The 25,391-nt window shown below is 36.3% G+C and carries 26 protein-coding genes; 6 read left to right on the plus strand and 20 right to left on the minus strand.

Annotation, left to right across the window (positions count from 1 at the left end):
• Positions 1 to 107 precede the first annotated feature (107 nt).
• The 5 genes from MHI39_RS19315 to MHI39_RS19335 all read right to left on the minus strand — a co-directional run bounded on the left by MHI39_RS19315 (position 108) and on the right by MHI39_RS19335 (position 5,228).
• Positions 108 to 845, minus strand: coding sequence for a GTP cyclohydrolase II (locus MHI39_RS19315; RefSeq protein ID WP_342539987.1), 738 nt, complete (start codon positions 843 to 845; stop codon positions 108 to 110).
• A 1,266-nt stretch (positions 846 to 2,111) separates the two neighbouring features.
• The gene (locus MHI39_RS19320; RefSeq protein ID WP_342539988.1) at positions 2,112 to 2,759 is read right to left on the minus strand and encodes a hypothetical protein; all 648 of its coding nucleotides are present in this window, start codon (positions 2,757 to 2,759) and stop codon (positions 2,112 to 2,114) included.
• Positions 2,749 to 3,273, minus strand: a complete 525-nt coding sequence (locus MHI39_RS19325) for a sigma-70 family RNA polymerase sigma factor (RefSeq protein ID WP_342539989.1) — start codon at positions 3,271 to 3,273, stop codon at positions 2,749 to 2,751. The genes MHI39_RS19320 and MHI39_RS19325 overlap by 11 nt, the downstream gene beginning before the upstream one ends.
• Before the next feature lie 155 nt (positions 3,274 to 3,428).
• The gene (locus MHI39_RS19330; protein ID WP_342539990.1) at positions 3,429 to 4,457 is read right to left on the minus strand and encodes a C45 family peptidase; all 1,029 of its coding nucleotides are present in this window, start codon (positions 4,455 to 4,457) and stop codon (positions 3,429 to 3,431) included.
• A gap of 3 nt (positions 4,458 to 4,460) precedes the next feature.
• A complete protein-coding gene (locus MHI39_RS19335) occupies positions 4,461 to 5,228 on the minus strand; it encodes a MerR family transcriptional regulator (RefSeq protein WP_342539991.1) in 768 nt (255 codons plus the stop codon).
• 125 nt (positions 5,229 to 5,353) lie between these two features.
• Here MHI39_RS19335 and MHI39_RS19340 point away from each other — a divergent pair, with 125 nt between their 5' ends.
• Positions 5,354 to 5,560, plus strand: a complete 207-nt coding sequence (locus MHI39_RS19340) for a hypothetical protein (protein ID WP_342539992.1) — start codon at positions 5,354 to 5,356, stop codon at positions 5,558 to 5,560.
• A 55-nt stretch (positions 5,561 to 5,615) separates the two neighbouring features.
• Here MHI39_RS19340 and MHI39_RS19345 read toward each other — a convergent pair whose 3' ends face one another.
• Positions 5,616 to 6,449: an SDR family NAD(P)-dependent oxidoreductase gene (locus MHI39_RS19345; RefSeq protein ID WP_342539993.1), complete on the minus strand. Its 834-nt coding sequence runs from the start codon at positions 6,447 to 6,449 to the stop codon at positions 5,616 to 5,618.
• 113 nt (positions 6,450 to 6,562) lie between these two features.
• On the opposite strand from MHI39_RS19345, the gene MHI39_RS19350 reads away from it, so the two are divergent.
• The 3 genes from MHI39_RS19350 to MHI39_RS19360 all read left to right on the plus strand — a co-directional run bounded on the left by MHI39_RS19350 (position 6,563) and on the right by MHI39_RS19360 (position 8,814).
• The gene (locus MHI39_RS19350) at positions 6,563 to 7,531 is read left to right on the plus strand and encodes a YafY family protein (protein WP_342539994.1); all 969 of its coding nucleotides are present in this window, start codon (positions 6,563 to 6,565) and stop codon (positions 7,529 to 7,531) included.
• Between the two features lie 149 nt (positions 7,532 to 7,680).
• Positions 7,681 to 8,220: a hypothetical protein gene (locus MHI39_RS19355; protein ID WP_342539995.1), complete on the plus strand. Its 540-nt coding sequence runs from the start codon at positions 7,681 to 7,683 to the stop codon at positions 8,218 to 8,220.
• Positions 8,221 to 8,814: a phosphotransferase gene (locus MHI39_RS19360; protein WP_342539996.1), complete on the plus strand. Its 594-nt coding sequence runs from the start codon at positions 8,221 to 8,223 to the stop codon at positions 8,812 to 8,814.
• Between the two features lie 97 nt (positions 8,815 to 8,911).
• On the opposite strand, the gene tkt is transcribed toward MHI39_RS19360, so the two are convergent.
• The 8 genes from tkt to MHI39_RS19400 form a co-directional block, all read right to left on the minus strand.
• Entirely contained in the window at positions 8,912 to 10,921 is a 2,010-nt protein-coding gene (gene tkt, locus MHI39_RS19365) for a transketolase (RefSeq protein ID WP_342539997.1), read from the minus strand.
• 3 nt (positions 10,922 to 10,924) lie between these two features.
• Entirely contained in the window at positions 10,925 to 11,599 is a 675-nt protein-coding gene (fsa, locus tag MHI39_RS19370) for a fructose-6-phosphate aldolase (protein ID WP_180213458.1), read from the minus strand.
• 23 nt (positions 11,600 to 11,622) lie between these two features.
• Complete coding sequence (gene glpX, locus MHI39_RS19375; protein ID WP_180213459.1) at positions 11,623 to 12,576, minus strand: class II fructose-bisphosphatase; 954 nt, start codon at positions 12,574 to 12,576, stop codon at positions 11,623 to 11,625.
• Between the two features lie 18 nt (positions 12,577 to 12,594).
• On the minus strand, positions 12,595 to 13,083 hold the full coding sequence (gene rpiB, locus MHI39_RS19380; RefSeq protein ID WP_180213460.1) for a ribose 5-phosphate isomerase B: 489 nt from the start codon (positions 13,081 to 13,083) through the stop codon (positions 12,595 to 12,597).
• Between the two features lie 184 nt (positions 13,084 to 13,267).
• Positions 13,268 to 13,924: a dihydroxyacetone kinase subunit DhaL gene (gene dhaL, locus MHI39_RS19385; RefSeq protein ID WP_180213461.1), complete on the minus strand. Its 657-nt coding sequence runs from the start codon at positions 13,922 to 13,924 to the stop codon at positions 13,268 to 13,270.
• Positions 13,925 to 13,934: 10 nt separating this feature from the next.
• The gene (locus tag MHI39_RS19390; RefSeq protein ID WP_180213462.1) at positions 13,935 to 14,939 is read right to left on the minus strand and encodes a dihydroxyacetone kinase subunit DhaK; all 1,005 of its coding nucleotides are present in this window, start codon (positions 14,937 to 14,939) and stop codon (positions 13,935 to 13,937) included.
• A 116-nt stretch (positions 14,940 to 15,055) separates the two neighbouring features.
• Positions 15,056 to 16,345: an MFS transporter gene (locus MHI39_RS19395; RefSeq protein WP_180213463.1), complete on the minus strand. Its 1,290-nt coding sequence runs from the start codon at positions 16,343 to 16,345 to the stop codon at positions 15,056 to 15,058.
• 32 nt (positions 16,346 to 16,377) lie between these two features.
• Positions 16,378 to 17,487: an alcohol dehydrogenase catalytic domain-containing protein gene (locus tag MHI39_RS19400; RefSeq protein ID WP_180213464.1), complete on the minus strand. Its 1,110-nt coding sequence runs from the start codon at positions 17,485 to 17,487 to the stop codon at positions 16,378 to 16,380.
• A gap of 321 nt (positions 17,488 to 17,808) precedes the next feature.
• Here MHI39_RS19400 and MHI39_RS19405 point away from each other — a divergent pair, with 321 nt between their 5' ends.
• Positions 17,809 to 18,582, plus strand: a complete 774-nt coding sequence (locus tag MHI39_RS19405; RefSeq protein ID WP_180213508.1) for a DeoR/GlpR family DNA-binding transcription regulator — start codon at positions 17,809 to 17,811, stop codon at positions 18,580 to 18,582.
• A 109-nt stretch (positions 18,583 to 18,691) separates the two neighbouring features.
• Here MHI39_RS19405 and MHI39_RS19410 read toward each other — a convergent pair whose 3' ends face one another.
• The 5 genes from MHI39_RS19410 to MHI39_RS19430 all read right to left on the minus strand — a co-directional run bounded on the left by MHI39_RS19410 (position 18,692) and on the right by MHI39_RS19430 (position 23,791).
• Positions 18,692 to 19,459, minus strand: a complete 768-nt coding sequence (locus MHI39_RS19410) for an SDR family oxidoreductase (protein WP_180213510.1) — start codon at positions 19,457 to 19,459, stop codon at positions 18,692 to 18,694.
• A 411-nt stretch (positions 19,460 to 19,870) separates the two neighbouring features.
• The gene (locus MHI39_RS19415) at positions 19,871 to 21,067 is read right to left on the minus strand and encodes a class I SAM-dependent rRNA methyltransferase (RefSeq protein WP_342539998.1); all 1,197 of its coding nucleotides are present in this window, start codon (positions 21,065 to 21,067) and stop codon (positions 19,871 to 19,873) included.
• Positions 21,068 to 21,103: 36 nt separating this feature from the next.
• Positions 21,104 to 22,084 carry an ABC transporter permease subunit gene (locus tag MHI39_RS19420; protein WP_058003363.1) on the minus strand — a complete coding sequence of 327 codons (981 nt, stop codon included), beginning with the start codon at positions 22,082 to 22,084 and terminating at the stop codon, positions 21,104 to 21,106.
• Positions 22,077 to 22,991 (minus strand): ABC transporter ATP-binding protein, encoded by a 915-nt coding sequence (locus MHI39_RS19425; protein ID WP_216385504.1) that lies wholly within the window; start codon positions 22,989 to 22,991, stop codon positions 22,077 to 22,079. Before MHI39_RS19425 ends, MHI39_RS19420 begins: the two co-directional genes overlap by 8 nt.
• Complete coding sequence (locus MHI39_RS19430) at positions 22,988 to 23,791, minus strand: SGNH/GDSL hydrolase family protein (RefSeq protein WP_342539999.1); 804 nt, start codon at positions 23,789 to 23,791, stop codon at positions 22,988 to 22,990. Before MHI39_RS19430 ends, MHI39_RS19425 begins: the two co-directional genes overlap by 4 nt.
• A gap of 159 nt (positions 23,792 to 23,950) precedes the next feature.
• Between MHI39_RS19430 and MHI39_RS19435 the strand changes: the two genes are divergently transcribed.
• Positions 23,951 to 24,850, plus strand: a complete 900-nt coding sequence (locus tag MHI39_RS19435) for a DUF4349 domain-containing protein (protein ID WP_058003360.1) — start codon at positions 23,951 to 23,953, stop codon at positions 24,848 to 24,850.
• Positions 24,851 to 24,948: 98 nt separating this feature from the next.
• Here the strand turns inward: MHI39_RS19435 and MHI39_RS19440 are convergent, their stop codons facing one another.
• Complete coding sequence (locus tag MHI39_RS19440; RefSeq protein ID WP_058003359.1) at positions 24,949 to 25,242, minus strand: hypothetical protein; 294 nt, start codon at positions 25,240 to 25,242, stop codon at positions 24,949 to 24,951.
• Between the last annotated feature and the right edge of the window lie 149 nt (positions 25,243 to 25,391).

The following is a 25,391-nucleotide window of genomic DNA, read 5'->3' on the forward strand; positions in this document are numbered from 1 at the left end:
CAAATTTCTACAACATTTTTCAAGTGTTTTTATAAAAAATTATTGTCGACCTATTTAGTAACTAGTATTAAAGGGAGAGTACAATACCACCCTCCCTTTAAAACCACTTATCTTCCGATCGGTTCCTTTTCAGGTATATGACCTGACTTATTAACCTTTGTTTCTAAATAAAACTCATTGTATTCCGATTTATCTCCCCATAGAGGGATATGTTCATCAGCTAAAAGTCCAGATTCCTTTAGTGCAGCAAGTTTCTTAGGATTATTAGTAATTAAGGTAACTGGTTTTGAACGAATGGATTGTAATACTGAAATCGCCTCATCATATGAACGGCTATCATCTGTAAATCCAAGTGCAAGATTTGCCTCAACCGTATCATAACCTTCTTGCTGCAATAAGTAAGCAAAGGATTTAGAGAATAATCCAATCCCTCTTCCTTCATGATTCGCAAGATAGAATAAGGCACCACTGCCATTTTCTACAATCATTTGCATGGATGTACGTAATTGATACCCACAATCACATCGTTTGCTACCGAATATATCACCCGTATGGCAAATACTGTGCATGCGCACTAACGCTTTTTCAGCATCTTGGATATCACCGTAAACAAGAACTGAACATTGTTGCATGGATGCTAAATCCAAATTAGGTAAGGAATCTAAAATTTCATCCTTTGATACATGTTCTTCTACAGCGAGCCATGTATACCACTTAAAATGGACAACCTGCTGATCTAGCTGAACAGGAAGATTAATTGGTCCAACTAAGCAAATATTTTTATCTGAAAGTGAAATTAGTTTCATTTTATCGATAAGAAGATGTTTAACTTCCGATGAAATCATAGCTTTCTCCTCTTTTAAATTAGAATCATTATAATGTAAAGCAAGTTTATACTAAGTTTCCTGATGGGTCAAGAAAATAAGATTTCCAATGGTTGAATATTAATAAGTATAATCTTTGCTTTTTATTTGTATGTCTTGTAGAACGTTTCTTGGCTGGCTGCATGATCCTCTTTTGTTCTGGTCATCATTTACTATTTTCCTTTATCTTATTTAGCATTCAAATCATTTTTTGAATGTTCTAATCAAGTCTTCGGTACTCTGTTGATCACCCTTGTTCTATCAAAATTTCGAGCACGCGTGGACTCCTTAGTTCATAAGTATATCAGCCTTTATGATGCGGGTCACCATTCTTATTGGTGGTTACTTAGAGGATCACGTTCCATTTTGATATATTTTTTTATGTTGCTGGTGCTTGGATAATGTTGATGGGGTTTGCGGGGGGTTTGGGAACTAAAGAAAGCGATTGATTACCCTGGTGGAGAATTTTGACTGGGGGCGGGAACCTAAGGGTGCGGTTGATTACCGAGAAGGAAGAAATTCCGGGGGTTCGGGAACCTAAGGGAGGGTTTGGTTACCGGGATGGAGAAAAATGTCTGTGTTCGGTAACTAAAGAGTGTGGTTGGTTACTCTGGAGGAGGATTTTGACTGGGGGCGGGAACTTAAGGGTGCGGTTAATTACCGAGAAGGAAGAAATTCCGGGGGTTCGGGAACCTAAGGGAGGGTTTGGTTACCGGGATGGAGAAAAATGCCTGTGATCGGTAACTAAAGAGTGTGGTTGGTTACCCTGGTGGGGAATTTTGACTGGGGGCGGGAACTAAAGAGGGCGGTTGATTACCCTGGACGGCAATTTTGACTGGGGGCGGGAACCTAAGCGGGCGGTTGATTACCCTGGACGGCAATTTTGACTGGGCACGGGAACCTAAGCGGGCGGTTGATTACCCTGTGGGTGTAATTTGCCTGCGTTCGGGAACTAAAGAGGGCGATTGGTTACTCTGGAGGAGGATTTTGGCTTGCGTCGGGAACTAAAGAGGGCGATTGATTACCCTGGTGAGGAATTTTGACTGCGCTCGGGAACTAAAGAGGGCGGTTGATTACCGGATGGGGGAATTTTGCATGGGGTTGGTAACCTAAGAGAGCATTTGATTACCCGGAAGGAGGAAATCACCTGTACACGGTAACCTAAGAGACCGGTTGTTACCATGAAGGAGCAATATACCGATTCTTCATTAAAATAACGGACTCACGGTCCGCTATTTACCCTTTTTTTTATTGTATAGGCTGAAAAGCAACATTCCAGATTCCATCGTCATCTTTAATCATTTGAAAGCCAAGTTCACCATCTGGGCCTTGGAAGGAGATATATCCTTGATCATCACTCGTTTGTATAAATGTTCCTTTTCCAATGTTTTTAAATTTTTTTATAAGAGTTTCCTTCGTACCTCGATCTTCTTTAGGTATGGCTCGGTCTTCTTCTTTTGTCCACTGAATATGTTCTTTACGGTCTGTATATAATGCATAGACGGCGTAATATTGTTGGTCAATTTCAGCTTTTACATATAGCTTCGCAATACTAATCGGACTCAAATCTTTTAAATGAACCTCATTCAAATCCTTAAGAAACAATTGATAAGCAATATTTTCTTCATTAGATAGAGTAAATTCCTCTTTAATAACAGGAGGTTTTTTCTTTTCTTCCATCGCAACGCGTGGAGACTCGTGATTCATTAAAGAGAAACTAATTGCGCCGAAACTAATAAGCAGTAAAATCGTAAAAGCGGGCAGCAACCTAATCTTTTTGCTTGGCTTTTTATTCCTTTGGATTTTTTGATACACTTGAGCCCGATCTTTTTCAGTAAAGACTGATTCTGTACTAATATATTTATCAATTTGCTCTTTTAATTCTTCACTTCTCATCCCACAGCCCTCCAAATTCCTTTTCTAATGTTTTCTTTGCCCTTAATAATCTTGTTTTTACACCTGAGGGAGAGAGGCCTAGTAAGCTGCTAATTTCATTTATTTTTAATTCTTTATAATAGTATAAAATGATTACTTCTCGATATTTGATCGGCAAATTAAAAATGGTTTGAACAACTTTATCCTTTTGCTGACCATCGATTACATAAAATTCAGGAGTTTTTGTTTCAATTAATGAGAAGAATTGATTCGTTAAAAAGAGTTTTTTATACTTCCAAGATTTAAGCTTATCCTTGCATTTATTAATCGCAATTCGATATATCCATGTCTTTATATCCGAGTTTCCTTGAAAGGAATCCAGCTTTAAATAGATGGTGACAAATACATCTTGCGTTACATCCTCTGTTAGCACCCAATCTTTTAAATAAGAATAAACTAATCTCTTTATCTCCTCTCCATACGTCAGCATTAAAGAGGTCAAAAAATCGGACTCCTCATTTATTTCCTCTATCAAAATTTCCCCACCTCATTTTTATCTCTTTTCAATTAGACGATTAAGGATCGAAATGGTTTCGGAATATTCCTACTCTTTTTAACCGAGATTGGCATAACATTTACAAGCTTCGTCCTTTACAAAGAAAATCCTACTGCAAACAAAAAATAACACGATTAATTTGTATAAATATTCCCCTTTATTGCTTTAGGAACCATTGTTTTTCCGGCCATCCAATCCTTTAAAGAGATTGTCAGTGGGTCGGAATCGCAACCAATTCCGACGATTACCTCTAATTTGTTTGGTAAATACACAACGGTATGCAGTGTTCCAAAATATTCTTTATAATGATGGAAAAATAATTTTGAATGGTTACCGTTAAAAGAATGGTAGGCTGATAAAGGCGTTAACCTCTGTTTAATTAATTTTAGTAGGTAATCTTTTCGATCAAGTGAACCTTGGATGGTCTCCCTATTTTTTTCCTTTAATGTTTCTGACTCAAAATGATTCGTACAAACCAGAGGGGTAGCAAACTTCACTATTTGTTTCTGTGGTGAAGCCTCAACAATTGCACTTTTCCCCTGTTTATCTGTAATCGAATAGTTGTAACAATATCCATGCGGAATATCTTTGATTAATTGAATCGCTTCATCAGTTGTTGCGCATTGGTCTAATATCATTCGAACGATGGTTGTAGCGATAAATCCTTCTTCTTTATACATTTGATTAACAAAATGTAAGCCTATCACAAGCCCTTTTTCATTCATACCGTCTAATCGGCCAATGATTTGTTGACTAAAGCCTATACTTGCATACCCTTTAATAGGATTCATTAGGACAAGCCGCGCATCGTACAATTGATCATTGAAATCATAGTTACGGACGTAAAAGGAATCAGATACTAATGTAGTACAACCCATCTCAGGAAATATGACATTATAGCCACTATACCATTCTATTGCTGTATTTCTATCGATACCCAGCCCATCGGCCAATCCGTATATTTCTTCAAGTATGTTTGGATGTACTTTATTTAACTTTTCCCTTGCCTGGAAACAATTGAAGTCCGGATTTTTCGTCATGTTTTGAGTTGTTCCATTCCAGTTTAATTCCTGCTTCAATTGCTGACCCTGTAATCTTCCTATTTCATAGTTACTCCCCGTTAGCTCTACAATTTTAACGACTAACTCCTTTGGTTCATTCATCCTTTATCCTCCTTTGAATTTTGTAACTGGCATAATTAAATCAAGATCGTTTAGCTCCTCACCGCGATACCATTCTAATATGGGACCTGTTGGTATCCAGTTATGGTCAACTGCAAATCTGATTAAATTTCTATACCCCTCTTTAATTTGTGAAATCGATGAGTTAAAGCTTTGAGCAATACAAAGACAGGGTGGCATATGTTCAATTTGTGCCCCTTCAGGCAAAACAGATAGACTGATCGCTTTTGATAAACCAAAGCCAATTTCTGCCTTAATGGAATTCATCCCTGATAAATAACGAAGATAGCCACTTTTGAATCGTATATTATTCTTTGATAGTTCTTTGCCTCGTTCTCGAAAATATGTGCCAAACTGACCAACCTCTGATTCTGCACCAAACCAAACAATCATTTCTTCCTTTCTTTCTATTAAATAAACAGCTTCATTTTCATGTTGGCCTTCTAAATAGCGTAGACTGACATTTAGTAATTCCTGCTTTTGCTTTAATGACTGAATCCACCTCGTCATCATTTGTTGGCGCTTCTCCTCATTCCCACTAATATAAAGCTGAATTTCCTTTATAGAAATTCCAACTAGCCTTAAGCTAGAAATAAACTTGACCACTTCAATCTGGTCTTCCGAATAATAGCGATATCCATTTTCAAGTTTTCTTTTAGGTGATAATAAATGCTGCGTTTCATAGTAACGTAAAGCACTTTTAGAGATTCCTGTCCTTTCAGAGAATGCTTGTATTGTCATTAATTCCTCCATGATTAATCCTCCCTTTCTTTAAGATAAACGTTAAAGTAACTTGAAGGTCAAGATAATTTTTCGCAATAATCACAATGATTGAATGTTTATTTATGGTAAAATTATGTAAGAAGGGAGTTTTTCACTTGTTTAAAAATACATCCAAATTCTATCTAACAATCTCTTTCCTTACGATCCTTAACAGTTATTTACAAGCATACAATCATTGGGGAGAAAGGCATGTTTTATCGCTACTCTTTTTCATTTTAGGAACGATCCTTTTAATCCTTTCAATAATCGGTGTCATTGTTTTAAAAAAAAACAGAAAACCATTGGTAGAACAAAATGAATAAGGGAAACGCCCACATTTAAAGCGATTCCCTTTATGTTATATAAAACGAGTACCTTCTATAATTTAAATGGCGGGATAAAGCGACCGTCGATATCTGTAAAATTATATTCCTTTGCTAAATCTCCCACTCTATAAACGTTTCCGCTCTTTTCTATTACATTGGTATCACTAGCTAAATGGGTAATTGCACGGCCAATATAATGAGGGGTTTCTGAATCCTTTAATTCCTCAGATTCCTGCCAATTTTCCTCAGCTACATGATGATGTTTTAACACAAGCTCTGTTCTCATGAATCCAGGTGAGACTGCGAGAACAGCAATATTGTCTTGTTTTAATTCTATTGACAGTCCATAAGCCATGCGAACTAATGAATTTTTAGCTAAATCGTAATAAAACTGTCCCGTATATTTATGATCGTCCCAAAATGTAGTGTGGACGATAAGGGCTTGTCGATTCTCACGGAGCAATGGGATGGCGAAATGATTAGTGGCTAACTGTGCACGCACACCAGCAGTAAACATCGTATCCCAATGTTTCAACGGCAGCTCCCAAAATGGCTTAGCATCTACCCCTAGATCATGTGCTCCCCATACATTATTAATCAAAATATCTAATTTCCCTTGTTCCTTGCGTATTTGGTTGATGACTGATTCAGTTTCCGTATCATTTGTATGATCACAGCGAATCGCGATTCCTGTTCCCCCATGAGCCTCTATTTCTGAAACGGTGTCATCAATGGTTCCTGGCCATGCATTTGTCGAATTACCTTGCGTACTACGCCCTGTCACATAAACTGTTGCTCCAGCCTTTCCTAATTCAATTGCAATCCCCCGTCCAGCTCCCCTACTGCCTCCCGTTACAAGCGCAACTTTACCTTTTAAATTATTCATATTTCCCATTCCTTTCTTAACTAGATGTCCTCATTATAAAGGTTCATTCTTGACAACCTTTGTCATATTTCCTTAAATAAAACATAATAAATCTTAAAAAAAGGTGAGTTGGGATGAGAGGAGATCGATTAATATCCATTCTTTTGCTGTTACAAACGCATGTGCAAATGACAGCTAAAGAACTATCTGAGAAATTAGAGGTTTCGGAGCGAACCATCTATCGCGATATGGAAGCCTTAAGCAGTACAGGAATACCGGTGTTTGCAGAACGAGGAAAAAATGGTGGATGGTCATTACTAGAGGGCTATCGAACAAATTTAACAGGGCTAAAGGAAGCAGAAATTCGCGCATTATTTCTCTCTCCTTCGCATCAATTTCTCGAAGACCTCGGTTTACATCGCACTTCAGAGGAAGCGAGAAATAAACTACTAGCCTCTCTTCCAGAAAGTTATCGAAAAAATGCTAAAGACATATGGAACCGCATTCATATTGATACAAGTACATGGCGAGAGCGGAAGGAAAAAATGGTGACCTTCGAAGTCCTGAAAAAAGCGATATGGGAAGAAAATAAATTATTGATGGAATATGAACGTGCAGACGGAATAACAAACGAACGAATTGTCCATCCATTAGGACTTGTTGCCAAGGGAAGTCGCTGGTACTTTATAGCGGCTAAAGAAAATAATGAAATTCGAAACTATAGGGTTTCACGAATAAAAGCTGCGATGCCTATTAACGAAAAATTTAAAAGACCAACGGATTTCGATCTTGCCCATTACTGGAAATCTTCAACAAAGGCTTTTGTTGAAAACCTACCAACATATACTGTAGTGGTAGAAGTTACACCATCAATCCTACCAAGGCTACAATTTACAGACCGCTTCGTTCAACTTATAAAGATGAACAATAAAAATAAAAATGGATGGATCCCTGTCGAACTTTCATTCCATACTGAAGAGGATGCTAAAGGATATATACTAGGATTCTCCGATCAAATGAAAGTGATTGAACCTAAAGAGCTGCATCAACAGATTCTTAGGATGGCTGAAGCTACGGTTGCGTTTTATCGACAGGAGAAATGATATTGTATATTTATGTTAGTGATAGGGTGCATTAATCTCGTAAGGATTAATGCACTCTTTTTATCCCCTCATAATAATTATGTGAAGGAAAAATAACCAAAATCATAGAAGAAGGTATACATTCGAACTTTTTAATATCGAGGTGTCTAATGAGCCAATTATTTTCAGAAATTCAATCAGCACTAAACTTACATACACTACATGAATGTGTTTCACAAATGATAAATAAACAAGTTAATAACCTGCATGATTGGAAAATTGAATCGATTCAATCTGTTTCACTTAATTTTACAACGGAAGGTATTTTTCGTATTTATGGGACATTCAATGATCAAGGAAGCAGTATCCCTTGGTCACTCATTCTAAAGATAATAAGAACTGAGCATTCAGATAAAGATGATCCACAACATCATAACTATTGGAAAAGAGAGGCATTGGTTAACCAGTCACAATTGTTATCCCATCTTCCTGATTTTATTTATACCCCTCAATGCTATAAAGTTGAGGAAAAAGCGAATGGTTCTATTTGGATTTGGATGGAAGAAATAAAAGAAGAGAATAACAAAATATGGTCTGAAGAAAATCTCGCTTTTATTGCACGACATTTAGGGATGTTTAATGGAGCATATTTTTCTAGTAAAACACTTCCTGAATATTCATGGATATGCCGTAATTGGTTACATTCTTAGGTGAATAGTTGTAAAAAGTATTCGATTAATCCAATGACCTATTATCCAACCATTCAAGGATTTGCTAGTCTTCGAAACATCTATCATTCTTATCTACACTTAAATGAAAATATACATAAGCATCTTCATGCCATTAATAAATTACCTCGTGTTCTTGCACACCAAGATTTAAGTAAACAAAACATATTCATTCACAGAGGTTTAACTTTAATAGACTGGCAGTTTCTGAGTATTTCTGGATTAGGAGAGGATTTGGGAAAATTATATGGAATTGCCTTAAGCCAACAAGATATTCCGATTGAAAAAGCAGAATATTTTCAAGACCTCCTATTTACCAACTATATTGAAGGACTTCAGGATACTGGTTGGAAAGGGGATATTGTATTACCTAGATACGGATTTTGTACATCATTTGCTTTACACAGCAATTGGGAAGTACCGAAGCTAATGAAACTGGCATCAAGCTCTATCATTGAGTCAGATACTATAGACAATCACTCCATTAAATTACTTACAAATATTACTACTCTTCAAATGAAAGCGGGGAATGAGGCAGAAAGATTATATAGTAAAGTAATATCATTAATCACTTAAATAATCGGTATTTATCTTAATCGTTTTGATAAATTATTCATTGTTACTAAAAAACTGCACCTCTCATATAGAGATGCAGTTTACCAACTCCAAATACTTATACTAGTTCTTCAACCATCTTTACTACATTGCTTACGGTAAATCCAAATTCTTCTATTAACTTATCACCATTTCCTGAGGCACCAAATGTATTGATTCCTAGTATTTTTCCTTCGTCTCCTACATAACGTTCCCATCCAAAGGAAGATCCCATTTCAATTGCTAATCGTTTTTTTACTTTTGGAGAAAGTACCTGGTCTTTATAGGTTTGATCCTGCTCCTCAAAGCGATCCCATGATGGCATACTAATAATACGAACGTCTATCTCCTTATTACGTAATTCTTGTTGTGCTCGAATAGCCAGCTGTACCTCAGATCCGGTTGCAAGAATCAATGCATCCGGAATTTCTTTTTCACTTTCTTTTACAATATAGGCTCCTTTTTTTACACCTTCATACGCATTTTCCTTTGTTTCTTCTAATGTAGGTAGCCCTTGTCTCGTTAAAACTAACAATGTTGGTTTATTAGTTGATTCTATAGCTAATCTCCATGCAGCTTGCGTTTCATTTGCATCGGCAGGACGTATTAAACTTAAGTCAGGCATACAGCGAAATGATGCTAAGTGCTCAACAGGTTCATGTGTTGGACCATCTTCTCCTACTGCGATTGAATCATGAGTCAGAACATAAGTAACAGGTAATTTCATTAGAGCAGATAATCTGATAGCGGGGCGCAAATAATCGCTAAAAACGAAAAATGTTCCCCCGAATACTTTTAATCCACCATGCAATGCCATCCCATTTAAAGCTGCCGCCATGGCAAATTCTCTAACACCAAACCAAATATTTTTCCCTTGATAGTTCATACGTGAAAAATCTGTACTGTTTGTTATTGTCGTTTTATTTGAGCCAGCTAAATCTGCACTTCCACCAAAAAAATTCTTTGGAAACGCCTTTGCAATTGCATTTAATACTTGCCCAGAGGAATCACGAGTAGCTAGGGTTTCTCCAGGGCTATATAAAGGAAGGTTTTTATTCCAGTTTGAAGGTAGCTCCCCATTGATTGCTATTTCTAATTCATTCGCATCTTTCGGATAGACTTCCTTATATTCCGCAAAAAGCTTATTCCACTCTTCTTCTTCTTGTACTCCTTTTTTGATCACCTTTTGGTTAAAATCTTCATAAACTTCTTCAGGTACATGGAAAGGCTCATACGGCCAATCATAATATTGTTTAGTTAAATTTACTTCATTTTCTCCGAGTGGGGCTCCATGAGAAGCGGATGAATTGGATTTATTCGGTGAACCATAACCAATAATCGTTTTCACTTCAATTAATGTTGGTTGTTCAATATTTTGCTTTGCTTCCTTTATGGCTTCTTTTAAAGCTAGGACATCATTACCATCTTCAACACGCAATACTTGCCACCCATAGGCTTGAAAGCGTTGATCAATATCTTCTGAGAAGGACATATTCAAATCACCATCGAGTGAGATATCATTTGAATCATATAACACAATTAATTTTCCTAATCCAAGATGTCCCGCAAGTGAAGCCGTTTCATGTGAAATTCCTTCCATTAAATCCCCGTCGCCTACTAATGCGTAGGTATAGTGATCAATTATAGGATAAGACTTCTTATTGAACATAGCAGCTAAATGAACTTCAGCTATTGCCATCCCAACTGCTGTAGCAATTCCTTGACCAAGAGGTCCTGTCGTAGTTTCAACTCCATCGGTATGATGTACTTCTGGATGGCCTGGAGTATTAGAACCCCATTGACGGAAATTCTTTAAGTCATCTAATGTCACTTGATAACCAGATAAATGAAGTAAACTATATAACAGCATTGATCCATGCCCCGCAGACAAAACAAATCGATCGCGATTAAACCATTTCGAATGTGTTGGATTATGTTTCAAAAATTCCGTCCATAAAGTATAAGCCATCGGGGCAGCACCCATTGGTAAACCTGGATGACCTGAATTTGCTTTTTCAATTGCGTCAATTGCCAATGTACGAATAGTATTAATTGATAGTAGTTCGATTGAAGTAGCAGTTGTGACCAATTTTTACAGTCCCCCTTCGTCTAATGCTTGATTTTTCTTCGGAACCTTTTTCCAATCATCAAGAAATTGTTTGATTCCTTTATCTGTCAAAGGGTGTTCCCATAACTTTGGTAAAAGTGTACCAGGAATAGTAGCAATATCAGCTCCAGCGATTGCTGCTTTTTCTAAATGACCGATTGTTCGTATACTTGCTGTTATTATCTTAGATTCATAATGATAGTTATTTAAGGCCTGTTTTAACTTTTGAATTAAAACAATGCCATCTTCACCCATATCATCGATTCTTCCTACAAATGGACTGATGTATGTTGCCCCCGCCTTTGCTGCCATTAATCCTTGTGCAACAGAGAAGATTAACGTTACATTTGTTTTAATTCCTTCTTTTGATAAAATATGCACTGCCTCTATTCCTGCTTCTGTCATTGGAATTTTTACAACAACATTCGGGGCCCATGTTGCTACTTCCCGTGCCTCTTTTACCATCTCTGATACTGTAAGTCCTATCACTTCTGCACTAACAGGACCAGCTACTAGACTACAAATCTCTTTAATTACTTCTTCAAAATCTCTATTTTCCTTCGCTATAATGGTTGGATTCGTTGTGATACCATCTACTAGCCCCAAACGAATAATACGTTTGATCTCATCAATATTGGCTGTGTCTAAGAAAAATTCCAATTTAATTCCTCCCTATTAATGTATCAAATCACTTCTGAAACAGGAGCATCATAACGACTTTCTATATATCTTAGTTGCCTATCTTTTCCATGCATTAAAATAGAATGGGTGATATATTTTCCTTTTTCTTTTTTTATCCCATTTAAAAATAGATTATCTGTGATCCCTGTAGCAACAAACATACAATCATTGGAACGAACGATTTGTTCATGTCTGAGCGGTATCTCCGGATTAGTTAACCCCATCTCTATACATCTTTTAACTTCTACCTCACTACGTGGTAACAACTTTGCCTGCATTTCACCACCTAAACATTGAACGGCTACTGCTCCTAGTACTCCTTCTGGAGCTCCGCCGATGCCTAAAAACATATCAATATTTAACTCTTGTAAACAGGCGCCTGCAGTGTAAATTACGTCTCCATCACGAAACAGATGTACTTTTGCGCCAATCTTTCTAATTTCATCAATCATTTCCTGGTGTCTAGGTCTATCCTGAACAAGAATGTTTAATTCAGTTATTTTTTTCTCATTCGCTTTTGCAACTGCATTTAAATTATCTTGCAGCGGTGCTTCAATATCTATTTGTCCTTTTGCTTTTGGCCCTACTACCAGCTTTTTCATATACATATCTGGTGCATGAAGCAATGATCCTTTAGGTCCAGCTGCAATGACTGTTATCGCATTACTTTGTCCATTTACTGTTGGGGTCGTTCCCTCTATTGGATCAACAGCGATATCAATTTCAGGTCCAGCTCCTTTACCAACTGTTTCACCAATATACAGCATCGGAGCCTCATCAATTTCTCCTTCACCAATAACAATTGTTCCATGCATCATCATTTGATTTAAACGCTGTCTCATCGTATTTGTAGCAGCTCCATCAGCTGCAATTTTATCTCCACTACCAATCCATGGGATTGCTGAAATAGCAGCCTCTTCTGTTACTTTGAGAAAATCTAATAACAAAGAATGCATAATACCACCCCTTTAGTTTTAACAATCACACTTTACTCCATCTACAACATCCTTATAATTTTGGTTTATAAATTGTTGCTCTTTTGCAATAATTTTATCCACTTTTCGCTTTGATCCTTCAGCCCAATTCGAATGTATATAGGCATTAACAACTTTTTTTCCAACTTCTACCCCAATGATTTGAGCACCCATCGTAATAATTTGTGCATTATTACTTAATTGCGCTCTTTCTGCTGAATACACATCATGAGCTAGTGCTGCTCGGATACCAGGATATTTATTTGCTGCAATACATACGCCAATACCTGTACCACAAATTAATATTCCACGGTCAATCTTTTGCTCACTAATTGCCTGTGAAACTTCAAACGCAACATCCGGATAGTCAACTGCTTCACAAGAATGACAACCATAGTCCACAATTTCATGTTCTGATCCCTCTAAAAACTGTTTAATCGCCTCTTTAAACTCATAGCCATTATGATCACTACCGATTCCGATTTTCATACAACCGATTCCTCCTATTAATCACGCTTTCATTTTAATACACTAATTATTGTTTTTCAACTTTTATTTTCGTTTATTTTTATTATTTTTCATTTATTTTTATTTTGAGTAAAAAAAAGAAATCAGAAAATAATTCTCTCTGATTCCTTATTATTTTTTTAATTTCCATTCATTCCGATTACTCTTAACTTGCTTTTGAAGAAAGATCTTCAATATAACCCAGAAAAGTTGATAAAATCAAATAAGCTGATGTTGCACCAGGATCTTGTGCACCAACAGATCTATTTCCCAGTCGGCTAGAACGTCCCCTTTTAGAAACAAGTTCTTTTGTAGATTTCATCCCTTCTTTAGCTTTGGAAACAGCTTCTGCAAAAGAGCTTAATAAATCCTGAGTTTGTTTAAATTTAGCTTCCAACACTTGTACGAATGGTTCAAGGGTATCCACCATTGTTTTATCTCCCACTTCTGCTTGGCCACGCTCTTTAATTCCTTTAGCAAAAGCAATCCAATATTCTGCTAAATCCTGATGATTAAGAACAGTTTTATTTTTAACAGCCTTAGCACCTCTCAAGAACCCTGTTGCATACAAGGGGCCAACCGATGACCCCACAGCACTTAGAAAAGTTTTTCCAACGACTAAACTTATTTTTGAACAGTCTTCCTCATCTGCTAACTCATTTTCCAACTTTTCATTTACTGCTTGCCAACCAATTGACATCGTTACCCCATGATCGCCATCGCCTAGCTTACGGTCAAGCTCACAAAGATAATCCTTTTCTCTTTCCATTGTCACAACCACAATTTTAAAATATTCTATTAATTCTTTCGCTGAAATTCTCATTGTTTCACTCCTAACGTTGCACAAACATTGGGCAGTCAACAGGATGATCAATTGTTTTTTTCAACTCATCATCAAGCTTTAATAAAGTTACTGAACAGCCACCCATTTCAAGTGAAGTAATGTAATCTCCTACATATGAACGATAAATTCCAATTCCTTTTTCACTTAACATCTGTTCAACTTTTCTATATACAATATATAGTTCCATTCTTGGTGTAGATCCTAGACCATTTACAAGAACAGCCACTTGGTCACCTTTATTAATCTCAATATCTGATAAAATATCATTTACTAGACGTTCTGCAACTTTATCCGCGGTTTCAAGTGGACCTTTTTCAATTCCTGGCTCTCCGTGATGTCCTAATCCAATTTCCATTTCATTTTCCCCAATTTCAAAGCTGGGTTTCCCAGTTTGAGGTAAGGAACAAGGAGTCAGCCCCACTCCCATGGAACGTGTATTTTCATTCGCTTTTTTTGCAATTCGTACAACTTCTTCTAAATTATAACCAAAGTCTGCCGCTGCTCCAGCAACTTTATAGATAAAAAATTCACCTGCAATCCCACGTCGTTTTTCTTTTTCCTCTTTTGGTGCGGATGCAACATCATCTGATGCTAAAGCCACTCCTACTTGAATATCTTCCTCTAAATCCGCCATTTCTGCAGCCATTCCAAAATTCATCACATCACCGGCGTAATTTCCATATAAATAAACCACTCCTGCCCCTTTATCAATTGCTTTGGTGACTGCCAAGATTGGGTCAGGTGAAGGTGAAGCAAAGATATTACCAACTGCAACACCATCGGCCATTCCTTCACCTACATACCCCATAAAACCTGGTTCATGTCCTGATCCTCCACCGATTAAGATGCCAACCTTTCCATCTCTCGTTTTTCTATTAGTAACTAGAGCTCTTTTATTTTCAGGTAATTGACAGATATAATCTGAATGAGCCTTAACATATCCTTCAATCATTTCTTCAACAACATTATTTGGATTATTAATAAGTTTTTTCATTCTTATTTTTACTCCTTTTAGGTTTTTTTTGATGAATGATACCATCTTAACATAGCATGTAAACGCTATCCCAAAAGAACGTTTATTTGCCTTTTTTCTACTAAATCATAGATTTATTAAACAATTGATTCTTTTGTTACTTGCTCCATATTTTCTTTCTTTTCTTCAGGAAGCTTTAAAAATCTAGTTAATATTGCAGCTATTAAATATAAACCACTCAGTATCCAAATAATTCCTTTGGTATTGACTGCGTCAAAGAAAAGAGCAACTAATGCAGGACCTACAAACACACATAATCCAGCACCAAGATTTAAGATAGACATTGCTGCCCCTTTATCTCCTTCACCAACTAGAGAAGGTGTTAAAGCTGAAAGTGGAACAAAACCTGCTAAGCAAGCACCCCATAGCATACCGATCATACCAACTAAAAACACATTTCCTGAAAATAGTTGTGGGGTGTAAAATAACATTAAGGTGAAAACACCACATCCTACTGCACCAAACCAAGTAACTGTATTTCTCCAGCCAAACTTGTCACCAACAAAACCAAAGATGAGATTAAAAGCAATATTTGAAATAAAAATCGTTCCCCAAATATTTAACCACACGGTAATACTAATACCTTGATCTTGTAAATAAAGTGGTAAAAATAATGGAAATGCGTATTGTGATGCTTGATTGATTACACGCACAATCCCTGCAATCCCAACTTTAGGTTCTCTTTTAACAATGGTAATTCCATTTAATAATTCTTTGTATTTAGAACCCTTTGAGGTTTGATTGATCTTTTCTTCTATGCTTATTTTATCGCGATTCACAACAATCGCCAAAAATGCCCCTAAAGCTACCCAAACAATAGCAAACCATAGTGTTGGAATATAGCCAACTGCTTTTATGGACCAACTTGAGAAATAGGATCCAAGTACACTTAATCCACCAGTAAAAACAAACCAGAACCATCCAACGGCTTTCCCTAATTGATGTTGAGGTGTTCGATATGTAATCCAAACTAGAAATGAATAAGCAAATAAAGGATAACCAAACCCTCTTAATGCATAGGTAGGAATCATCAATCCATAATGAAGCTGTGGTATAGCAATTCCGACAAATAGAATTTGACCGATAATATATAGAACTGTCCCTATCAGCATTGTTCTTCTCGGTCCAATCGCCTCAACCAAGACCCCTGAAAACCATGCGGCGATTGCAATCGTTACACCATAAGCAGTTGTAAGTAATGCCGTTTGCTGAACGGTCATGCCTTGGTCAACGAGATAAGGACTAATCCATGCTAACTCTAAGCCATCTCCCATCATAAAGATAAGAACACCAACATAGCCCCAAATTAAATGTGAAGGCATTCCTACCTTATCCAAAAAACTATTCCCTTTAGTTAAATCCGACATATACTCCCATCCCTTCCCTTTGTTTTCGAGGATTACGGTTTTAATATGACTTTTAAGGATTTATCACCTTTTTTCATCAGTTCAAATCCTTTTTGATATTCTTCTAGGCTTAATTGGTGAGTAACTACACCTTCTGTTGGAAAATCTCCGTTTGAAATTCCTTCTATAACTAAAGGATAGCAGTAAGGTCCTAAATGGGAGCCTAGTAAATCTAACTCCTTGCGATCACTAATAATGCTCCAATCAACTGTGACTGGTTCACCAAAGACGCTAAATTCAATAAATCGACCAAGCTTTCTGATTGCATGAAGCCCTTGCTCTACTGATTTAGGATGACCTGTTGCTTCAATATAGATATCACAGCCGTATCCATCCGTCATTTCTTTAATTTCTTTTACAACATCTACCTTACTTGGGTTCAGAACAATATCCGCTCCAAACTGTTTTGCAAGCTCTAAACGATCTTCTTTTAAATCCAATACCACTAACTTGGCAGGTCCAGATTTTTTCAGTGCGCCAATCATACCTAATCCTAATGTTCCAGCACCCGACAATACGACGACATCCCCTAGTTGGACTTGCGCACGTTGAACAGCATGAAGGCTACATGCATAAGGCTCTATTAATATAGCTTTTTCAATCGGTAACTCCTCAGGGACTTTAAAATTAATTGCTTCTTTTGTAAATTTCATATATTCAGCCATTCCACCATTGACATTATTTTGGAAGCCATAAAGATCATGTTTTTCACACATCCAATATTGACCTCTCTTGCAGAAACGGCATTCCCAACAAGGAACTATTTGCTCCGAGATAACACGATCACCAATTTCAAAATCGGTTACAGCATCACCCTTTTGAACAATTCTTCCAATAAATTCGTGACCAGGAATCATAGGGGCTTTGATATAAGCTGGTTGCTTATCATCTCCCCAAAAACTAGGAGCTCCATAATAAGCTTTCACATCTCCCGCACAAATTCCACATGCTTCAACTTTAATAATTATTTCCTTATCATTTTCTAGTACAGGAGTTTGAACTACTTCAAATCTATAATCTTCTGGTGCATATGCAACTACCGCCTTCATTGTTTCAGGAACAGCTTGTGATTGTACATGATCCATTTCAATTGTTTTAGTCATTTTTCAATTCTCCTTTTCTATTTTCTTCATACTTTTGTATCTATAAAATTAACAAATCTACTTAAAAACGATTACTTGTATATTAATTTCCTTAAAGATGTACCCCTTTTTTTGAAATCGTTTTCAATATTTATTATTATTTTATCGTTTTCTTGTGTTTTGTCAATAAGATTATCAATATTTTTCATTTTTAATTATTTATATGTGTTTATCGCACGAAAAACGACAACAAATGAAAGAAATAGAATAATTATTGCTAAAAAATTATAAATGAAATAAGATTAATAATAGTACTATATAGTAAGGAGAAAAAGCATGGTTATGAAAATGTTTGCTTATGAAAGAAGAAGCAAAATCATTGAAATTCTACGTGATAAAAAAAGAATATCAGTAAAGGAATTAGCCAATGACATAGGGGTTTCTGAGGCAACCTTACGAACAGATCTTAGTAAGATGGAGAAAGACGGGCTATTAGCTAGAACGCATGGCGGTGCTGTCCTTAATGAAGAAATAGAGAATGAAACTAGTTTTTCGGTACGTGAAAAGAAAAATAAACAAGAAAAAATAAAAATCGCAGAAAAAGCGTTTGAATTAATAGAAGAAAAGCAATGTATTTTGCTTGATGCAAGCTCGACAGCATTAGAATTAGCGCGTTTTATTAAACATAAACCCATTCGCTTAACTATTGTCACTACTGGGCTTCAAGCAGCACTAGAGCTTAAGGATAACCCGGATATAACGGTAATTGTTATCGGTGGCGTAGTAACAGCAAAATCCACTTCCATTGAAGGAACATTAGGTATCAATATTTTAGATAATATTAATATCGATATTATGTTTACCTCTGCAAATGGATTTACTGCAGAAAAAGGATTAGAAGATTTTAATTTGTATGAAGTAGAACTAAAAAAAGAAATAGTGAAACGTGCAGCAAAAGTAATTGCTATTGTTGATTCATCCAAAATTGAGAAATCTTCAAGTGCTGTATTAGCTAAATTAAATCAAATTGATAAATTAATAACTGATAAACCAGTCAGTGAAGATTTTTCAAAAAAATTAGAAGCATACAATATAGAAATCGTTGTTGCAGATTAAATTTCATTACAATCTTTAAGTAATATCTTTTAATTTTAATGTTTAAACTTGTAAACCTTTTAAAAAAAATGACTGCTAGTCTAGCTAGCAGCCATTTTACTAACTCATACTATTTAATCGTATTACCTCCGTCTATAACAATATTTTCTCCTGTAATTAAATTTGTTGCATCACTTGCCAAAAATAAGGCAATGGCAGCAACTTCCTCAGGATATCCGAAACGTCCGAGAGGGATTTCTTTTTTTGCTTTTTCTCCTTTCTCACCAGCCCAGGCTTTTTTCCCTAATTCAGTTAATATTACAGTTGGTGAAATCGCATTAACATTAATGTTATATTGTGCCCATTCATAAGCGAGAACTTTAGTCATCCCTAGAATTCCCGCCTTACTTGCTGCATATGCGACATGATTGTCTAATGCAATAAGAGCTGCTTGAGATGCTAGATTGATAATCTTTCCTCCACTATCTTGCTCGATCATTACCCTACCAACTTTTTGACACATTTTAAATGAACCTGTTAAATTAAGATCGATTGTTTTTTGCCAGTATTCATCAGATATGTTTTCCGCATCATCTAGTAATGCGATACCTGCACAGTTAACTAAAATATCAATCTTTTTAAAATGATCTTTTACCTTCTGAATCGCACTTTCCATACTTTCATTTTCCGTAACATCACATTGCACACCAATTGCATGTTGTGTACTCATTTCCCTTGCAATTTTCTCCACATTGGGATTCAAATCAAAAACAGCAACTTTTGCCCCTTTTTCTAAATATAATTCCGAAACAGCTTTTCCAATTCCATTTGCACCACCCGTAACTATCGCTACTTTGTCGACCAGGCTAAAGTTTTTATCGTATCCTTTAAAATTCATCAATCCCGCATCCCTTCTATGTATTAATTCTTTTAATATTTTTATAATTCAATATTATTTATTTTCATATTAATACTTTTATTATCATTTTTACAATATTTTTTTCATTTAATTTCATTTTTTTGTTTTTCAGTACAAAACTTCTAAACCTTCCTAAAAAGAAACAATTTGCATACCAATGCTCTATTGTGTATTTTCATGTGAAAGAAAAAAGTTCATATAAGGATTTACATAGAAAATTGTTTCTTTTATTGGTGGAGCATGGCCAACGTGAGGAAACTGAAAATGGTGATTTTCTTTCAAGATACTGTAGACAATAAATATGTACTAATAACTGAAGTTCACATAGAAAGAAGGCGGTCTACTAAGTAATTTCTCACCTAATAAACCGCCTTTCTTCTTTAAGCCTAATTAAGGAAGCTTTTTAATAAATACCACTTTAAGGTAATCGCCTTCTGGGAATTCCTTGATTGTTCGGAAATCATCAGGAAGGGAGAATTCCTCCATCAATTTATATTTCTTTCCTGATTCTTTAAAGGCTGTGTCGATAAATCCTTTAAATTTGCCCATTCCGAAGGTGCTGCAATTGGTAGAAGCAACAATAATTCCATGATCTTCTGTGATCGCAATCGCCTCTTTTAATAGGTTCTTATAATCTTTTTCCGCACTAAATACATATTTCTTTGATCGAGCAAAGCTTGGTGGGTCAAGGATGACCATATCGAATGAGAGCTGCTTTCTTACAGCGTATTTAAAATAGTTAAAGACATCTTCTACAATGATATCTTGTGCCTCATGGTCAATTCCATTGATACTAAATTGTTCGATGGTTTTATTTAAGCTGCGATTGGCTAAGTCGACACTTGTCGTCTTTGTGGCTCCACCTAATGCAGCAAAGACCGAAAAAGCACCTGTATAGGAGAAGGTATTTAATACTTTCTTCCCTTCAGCATACTTATCTCGAATGGTTTTCCTTACCTCTCTTTGATCCAAAAAGACACCGACCATGGCGCTCTCATTTAAATAGATGGCAAATTGCACACCATTTTCCTTAACGAGAATTGGAAATTGTCCTCGTTCACCGGTTACAAAATCATCCTCTTCAATATATTTTCCCTTCGTATCGAATCTTTTCTTTTGATAAATTCCTTTATAGTCAACTAAATTCGTTAGTGATTGGATGATTTCTTCACGAAATTGGTAGATCCCTTTGCTATACCAATTGATTAAATAATACCCATCAAAATTTTCAATCGTTATTCCGCCTATGCCATCCCCTTCCCCATTAAATACTCGGAAAGCGGTTGTATCGGAGCTGTTATAATACGCCTCTCTTCTCTGAATGGCCATTTTCAGCTTGTTTTCGAAAAAGCGCTGATCAAACTGGGCATTTTCTTTTTGACTCAAAATCCAACCATACCCTTTATTTTGTCTACCATAATACCCTTTGGCAATAAACCTGTTCTTGTCGTCCACAAGCTTAATGATCGTTCCTTCTTCATCCAGTTCATTTTGATTGATTAAGGCGTCCTTCATAATTAAGGGATAGCCATTTTTGTATTTATTCACAAATTTCGATTTCACTTTAATAGTCAGTTCTTTTTTCATTTTTTCATCCAATCTACATTTTGTTTTTTCACTATACTAATATACATCTCTTTTCGTAAAAACAACAAACGAAGTAATTAATGATAGGATCAACCATACTAATAAAACAGCCATGGAAAATCCTAATGTCATCCCCTCGATTGGTGGACTTGAACCATTTACATAATTCGTTAATTGAAGATTAACCATAAATAAATATTTCGCACTTTCCCATGATGAAACCATATTAACTAAGATTGCCCCGGCAATAAGTGCAGATAACATAATCCCCATCACAGCCGCTGTACTCCGTAAAAGAACGGATAACATAAAGGTTAAGCTGCCAACAACAATACTGACAAACCATGCTAAACCAAATTCCATAATGATATATTTCCATTGCGGGATGGTATGGACATTTGTGGTCGTCAACTCGGAACCGTTTGTAGAAAACCCTGTTAACATCGGCATGTTCCAGCCACTATAGCCAAAGACCACTCCTGACATCAGATAGGTAAGCAGTGCCACACAAAGAATGATAAAGGAGATAGAATAAATTAACGCAATATATTTACTCAATAAGATTTGCCATCGTTTCACTGGCCGTGTCAGCAGTAATTTAATCGTTCCCCCGCTTGCTTCAGAAGAAACTAGATCAGCAGCGATGACCATAACTAATAATGGAAGCAGAAGACCAATCGCATTATCTACAAAAACACGCATAAAGGATGGTGCCCCTGGTGCATTGGGATTTATATTGTGATCCAGATAATATTGTTGCTGAGCCAGTCTAATTTTGAAATACTTTTCATAATCCTCTGGCAGTCTACTTGAGGTAAGACGATTTTGGATATCCACGATTTCTTGTTGCAGTTGAACCCGCCAATCGCTAGTCCCCATCTTTTTTTGTGCCGTTTTTACATCTTTATATTGTGCATAGGTAAAAATCGGGACGAGACACGCAACAATTAAAATAATCACAAAGAGACGTTTTTTACGAAAGAGCTTTAATTGCTCATTGAAAATTAAATTAATCAATCGAGTTTCCCCCCGTCAATTCTAGGAATAGATCCTCCAAAGCAGGAAGGACTGTTTTCATTTCCATTACTTGAACCCCTGCCTCGACCAGCTTTCGATTCCAATCAGCAATTTTCTCTTCGTTCAGGGGAGTAACTAATTGATCCTCGCTTCCTTCCTTCACGGTTGTCTCTTCCTCTAGTAGCATTTTAGCTCTCTCACGTGGTTCTACCTTCCAAATGACCCGTTCCTTTTCCGAAAGCAGTGCTTCTACGGTATCAATTCGGATAATTTCTCCACTTGTAATAATCGCTACCCGATCACATAATAATTGAATTTCACTCAATAAATGGGAGGATACGAGGACACTTAGTCCCTCTTCTTCGGCAAGAAAGCGAATGAATTCTCTCATCTCCCTAATCCCTGCTGGATCTAGCCCATTCGTTGGCTCGTCCAAAATTAATAATTTAGGATTTCCAAGTAAAGCTTGAGCAATCCCTAATCGTTGGCGCATTCCAAGAGAATAGGTTTTCACCCTATCATGAATTCGATTAGTTAGACCTACCATCTCTGTTACCCTATGTAAACGTTCGATTGGAATCGAAGGGTCCATTCTTGCAAAATATTCGAGGTTTTCCCAACCAGATAAATAAGGATATAATTCAGGATTTTCAACAATGCAGCCTAAGTTTTTCATCGCATGCTTAAAATCTGATTGAACACTCCTTCCAGAAATATAGATCGATCCGGAAGTAGGTTTAATTAAACCGACTAACATACGAATAGTCGTTGTCTTACCTGCTCCATTTGGACCGAGGAAACCAAACACCTCGCCGGGCCATACATCAAAGCTTAAACCTTTAATAATCGCTTTCTTTCCTATCGTTTTACGTAAATCCTTCACCTGAAGGGCAGGAACCTGTTTCATTTTGATTTCCCCTCACTAAAATTAATCAAGCTCGCAACTCGTTCACCTATTAATTGATAACCCGCTGCATTGGGATGAAATTTATCGCTAAATAAATAATCATTGACATTCAATTCGAAGAGATCAAATGTTGGTACATACACAATTTTTTGATAATTGGCCGCAAATTCCGCACTAGCAAAATTCCACTGTCGGACATACTCAGAAGTTTGCTTTGATTCCTCCATCTCAATAAATGGATTATATAGACCTATATGAAAAATCGTCGCATGTTTATTTAATGAACGTAGCTTAGTATAGATTTGTTTTAGATTTTTGAGATAGGGCTTTTCCGATTGCACATCCATTTCGCCATTTAATTCTAATAATGCCTCTCCCCCTTGAAAAAGGTCATTTCCTCCTATAGTCAATAGGATAAGATCTGCATTCTTAATTTGACGTTGAATTTCAGTTTGCCCAAGTTGGTTCAGGAGTTGTGAGGAAGTTTGGCCTTTGATCGCACTATTTGTCAGAAGGATTTTTTGCTTTGTTTTATCCTTCAATTCATCAATCATATACCCAATATATCCTTTGCCTTCTGGATCCCCTGTTCCCCTTGTTAAGGAATCTCCTAATGCGGTGATATTTAGATGCTGATTATCTTTTGCTTCCGGAACGCTTTTCGTTGGGATTTGATTGGCCGTGTCGATGTTTTTCGCTTCAGACCATTGATCCTGCAATACCCAACCAATTCCTAATAGACAAATAAACGCTGAAATGACTGATACGATTGAAATGAAAGTAATGAGTTTTTTGTTCATTTATCCATTCCTTCCCATATTTATTATTTACAGAATAGCAAAGCAGGGAATGAAATGAAACTTATCACCCCAAATTTTTGGGATTTCATATATGTAACTTATTTGTCATATATACGTCAAATAAAGTAACGAATCAGTATTTTATAAGGATGTGATAAGATGAAACGATTATGGAAGGGAATGGTTCTACTTTTCTTGGCAATGATTTTTTTAGCTGCATGTAGTAGTAATAGTGAATCATCCAAGAGTAGTGACTCAGCAAACTATGAGGCTACTGAAAAAATGACCCTCAATCATTCTACAGAGGAGGGCAAAATTGAAGAAACGACGGAAGATAAGCAAGCTACTGCCAGTTCACAATCAAGGATGGTCATTTATAATGCCACTCTTGATATGGAAGTAAAAAAAATCACTCAAGTACAGGAACAAATTACGCAAATGGTGAAACAATTGGGTGGGTATATTGTTGAACAAAATATGAGTCAAAACACCGAGGAACGTAAAGATAGCTCTTTAACCATTAGAATCCCCCAGGAACAATTTCATTCCTTTTTAAATAAAGTGAAAAAGCTAGGAGTAAAAACAGAGAATCAAAACATTTCTGGACAGGATGTAACCGAGGAATATGTAGATTTAACATCACGATTAAAAGCAAAGCAATTAGTAGAAAAACGATTAACCACATTTATGAATGAGGCGAAGGACACCAAAACATTATTGGAAATCTCAAATGAATTAGCTAAAGTCCAAGAGGAAATCGAAACGATTCAAGGTCAAATGAAGTATTTAGAAAATCAAACAAGCTTATCTACAGTTACCATTAATCTATTTGAGAAAACAGTCGTCGTTCCAGGATTTGATAATGATAAGCAAAATACATGGGATCAAACGAAAAAGCAATTTATGAACAGTATAAATTATATCGCTGCTTTCTTTTCAGGCTTATTTATCCTGATCATTGGGAATATTCCGATTCTCGCTATCTTAGCACTTATAGGAGGCATTAGTTATATTGTATGGCGACGAGTAAAAAAGAAAATAAATCATAAGGATGAATAAAAGACCTCATGCTTCCATCAGAGGCTGTCTCGAAAGTGTCTAACACGTTCAATTGAGACAGCCTCTTGCTATTCGCGAAGTACGCGAATGTCATTTCCTTAACCGTTACTTTTTGTTAAAATCCAATCTTGAACATCATTGATAATATCAATTCCAATTTGAATTTCAGCAAGTACAATCCCTTTACCAATGATTTTTAAGCAAGGGGAAAGTGTCGGCTTCGCAGGATTTATAGACCATACAACGGTCTCAATCGCGTTCAATGGAACACGGATATTATTTATCACACCACTTGTTGTTAAATAACCATTCTCAATTACTATTTTATTTTTCTTCCAAATGAATTCAGTATTTGTTGTGGTTAACGTACTCATTTCTTCAAGGAGTGCCATTAGAAAATCCCACCTTATTTCAGTTTTACTTTCGGTCGACAAGCAATAACATAACACCTCTAAAATGCTGTTGTAAATACCTAATTAATGGAAAGGTATGATGTTCACAAAACATTTATAATTCGTTTGCAAAAATTTCATTAGTTATC

Origin of the sequence: Heyndrickxia sp. FSL K6-6286 (assembly GCF_038630395.1) — a bacterium.
GTDB classification, from domain to species: domain Bacteria; phylum Bacillota; class Bacilli; order Bacillales; family Bacillaceae_C; genus Heyndrickxia; species Heyndrickxia oleronia.

What these genes read in the sequence shown, in the direction of transcription:
- MHI39_RS19315 (WP_342539987.1), bottom strand. Translation starts at nt 845, where the DNA reads ATGATTTCATCGGAAGTTAAACATCTTCTTATCGATAAAATGAAACTA.
- MHI39_RS19320 (WP_342539988.1), bottom strand. Translation starts at nt 2,759, where the DNA reads ATGAGAAGTGAAGAATTAAAAGAGCAAATTGATAAATATATTAGTACA.
- MHI39_RS19330 (WP_342539990.1), bottom strand. Translation starts at nt 4,457, where the DNA reads ATGAATGAACCAAAGGAGTTAGTCGTTAAAATTGTAGAGCTAACGGGG.
- MHI39_RS19335 (WP_342539991.1), bottom strand. Translation starts at nt 5,228, where the DNA reads ATGGAGGAATTAATGACAATACAAGCATTCTCTGAAAGGACAGGAATC.
- MHI39_RS19345 (WP_342539993.1), bottom strand. Translation starts at nt 6,449, where the DNA reads ATGAATAATTTAAAAGGTAAAGTTGCGCTTGTAACGGGAGGCAGTAGG.
- MHI39_RS19350 (WP_342539994.1), top strand. Translation starts at nt 6,563, where the DNA reads ATGAGAGGAGATCGATTAATATCCATTCTTTTGCTGTTACAAACGCAT.
- MHI39_RS19355 (WP_342539995.1), top strand. Translation starts at nt 7,681, where the DNA reads ATGAGCCAATTATTTTCAGAAATTCAATCAGCACTAAACTTACATACA.
- glpX (WP_180213459.1), bottom strand. Translation starts at nt 12,576, where the DNA reads ATGCATTCTTTGTTATTAGATTTTCTCAAAGTAACAGAAGAGGCTGCT.
- rpiB (WP_180213460.1), bottom strand. Translation starts at nt 13,083, where the DNA reads ATGAAAATCGGAATCGGTAGTGATCATAATGGCTATGAGTTTAAAGAG.
- dhaL (WP_180213461.1), bottom strand. Translation starts at nt 13,924, where the DNA reads ATGAGAATTTCAGCGAAAGAATTAATAGAATATTTTAAAATTGTGGTT.
- MHI39_RS19390 (WP_180213462.1), bottom strand. Translation starts at nt 14,939, where the DNA reads ATGAAAAAACTTATTAATAATCCAAATAATGTTGTTGAAGAAATGATT.
- MHI39_RS19395 (WP_180213463.1), bottom strand. Translation starts at nt 16,345, where the DNA reads ATGTCGGATTTAACTAAAGGGAATAGTTTTTTGGATAAGGTAGGAATG.
- MHI39_RS19400 (WP_180213464.1), bottom strand. Translation starts at nt 17,487, where the DNA reads ATGACTAAAACAATTGAAATGGATCATGTACAATCACAAGCTGTTCCT.
- MHI39_RS19405 (WP_180213508.1), top strand. Translation starts at nt 17,809, where the DNA reads ATGAAAATGTTTGCTTATGAAAGAAGAAGCAAAATCATTGAAATTCTA.
- MHI39_RS19410 (WP_180213510.1), bottom strand. Translation starts at nt 19,459, where the DNA reads ATGAATTTTAAAGGATACGATAAAAACTTTAGCCTGGTCGACAAAGTA.
- MHI39_RS19415 (WP_342539998.1), bottom strand. Translation starts at nt 21,067, where the DNA reads ATGAAAAAAGAACTGACTATTAAAGTGAAATCGAAATTTGTGAATAAA.
- MHI39_RS19425 (WP_216385504.1), bottom strand. Translation starts at nt 22,991, where the DNA reads ATGAAACAGGTTCCTGCCCTTCAGGTGAAGGATTTACGTAAAACGATA.
- MHI39_RS19430 (WP_342539999.1), bottom strand. Translation starts at nt 23,791, where the DNA reads ATGAACAAAAAACTCATTACTTTCATTTCAATCGTATCAGTCATTTCA.
- MHI39_RS19435 (WP_058003360.1), top strand. Translation starts at nt 23,951, where the DNA reads ATGAAACGATTATGGAAGGGAATGGTTCTACTTTTCTTGGCAATGATT.
- MHI39_RS19440 (WP_058003359.1), bottom strand. Translation starts at nt 25,242, where the DNA reads ATGGCACTCCTTGAAGAAATGAGTACGTTAACCACAACAAATACTGAA.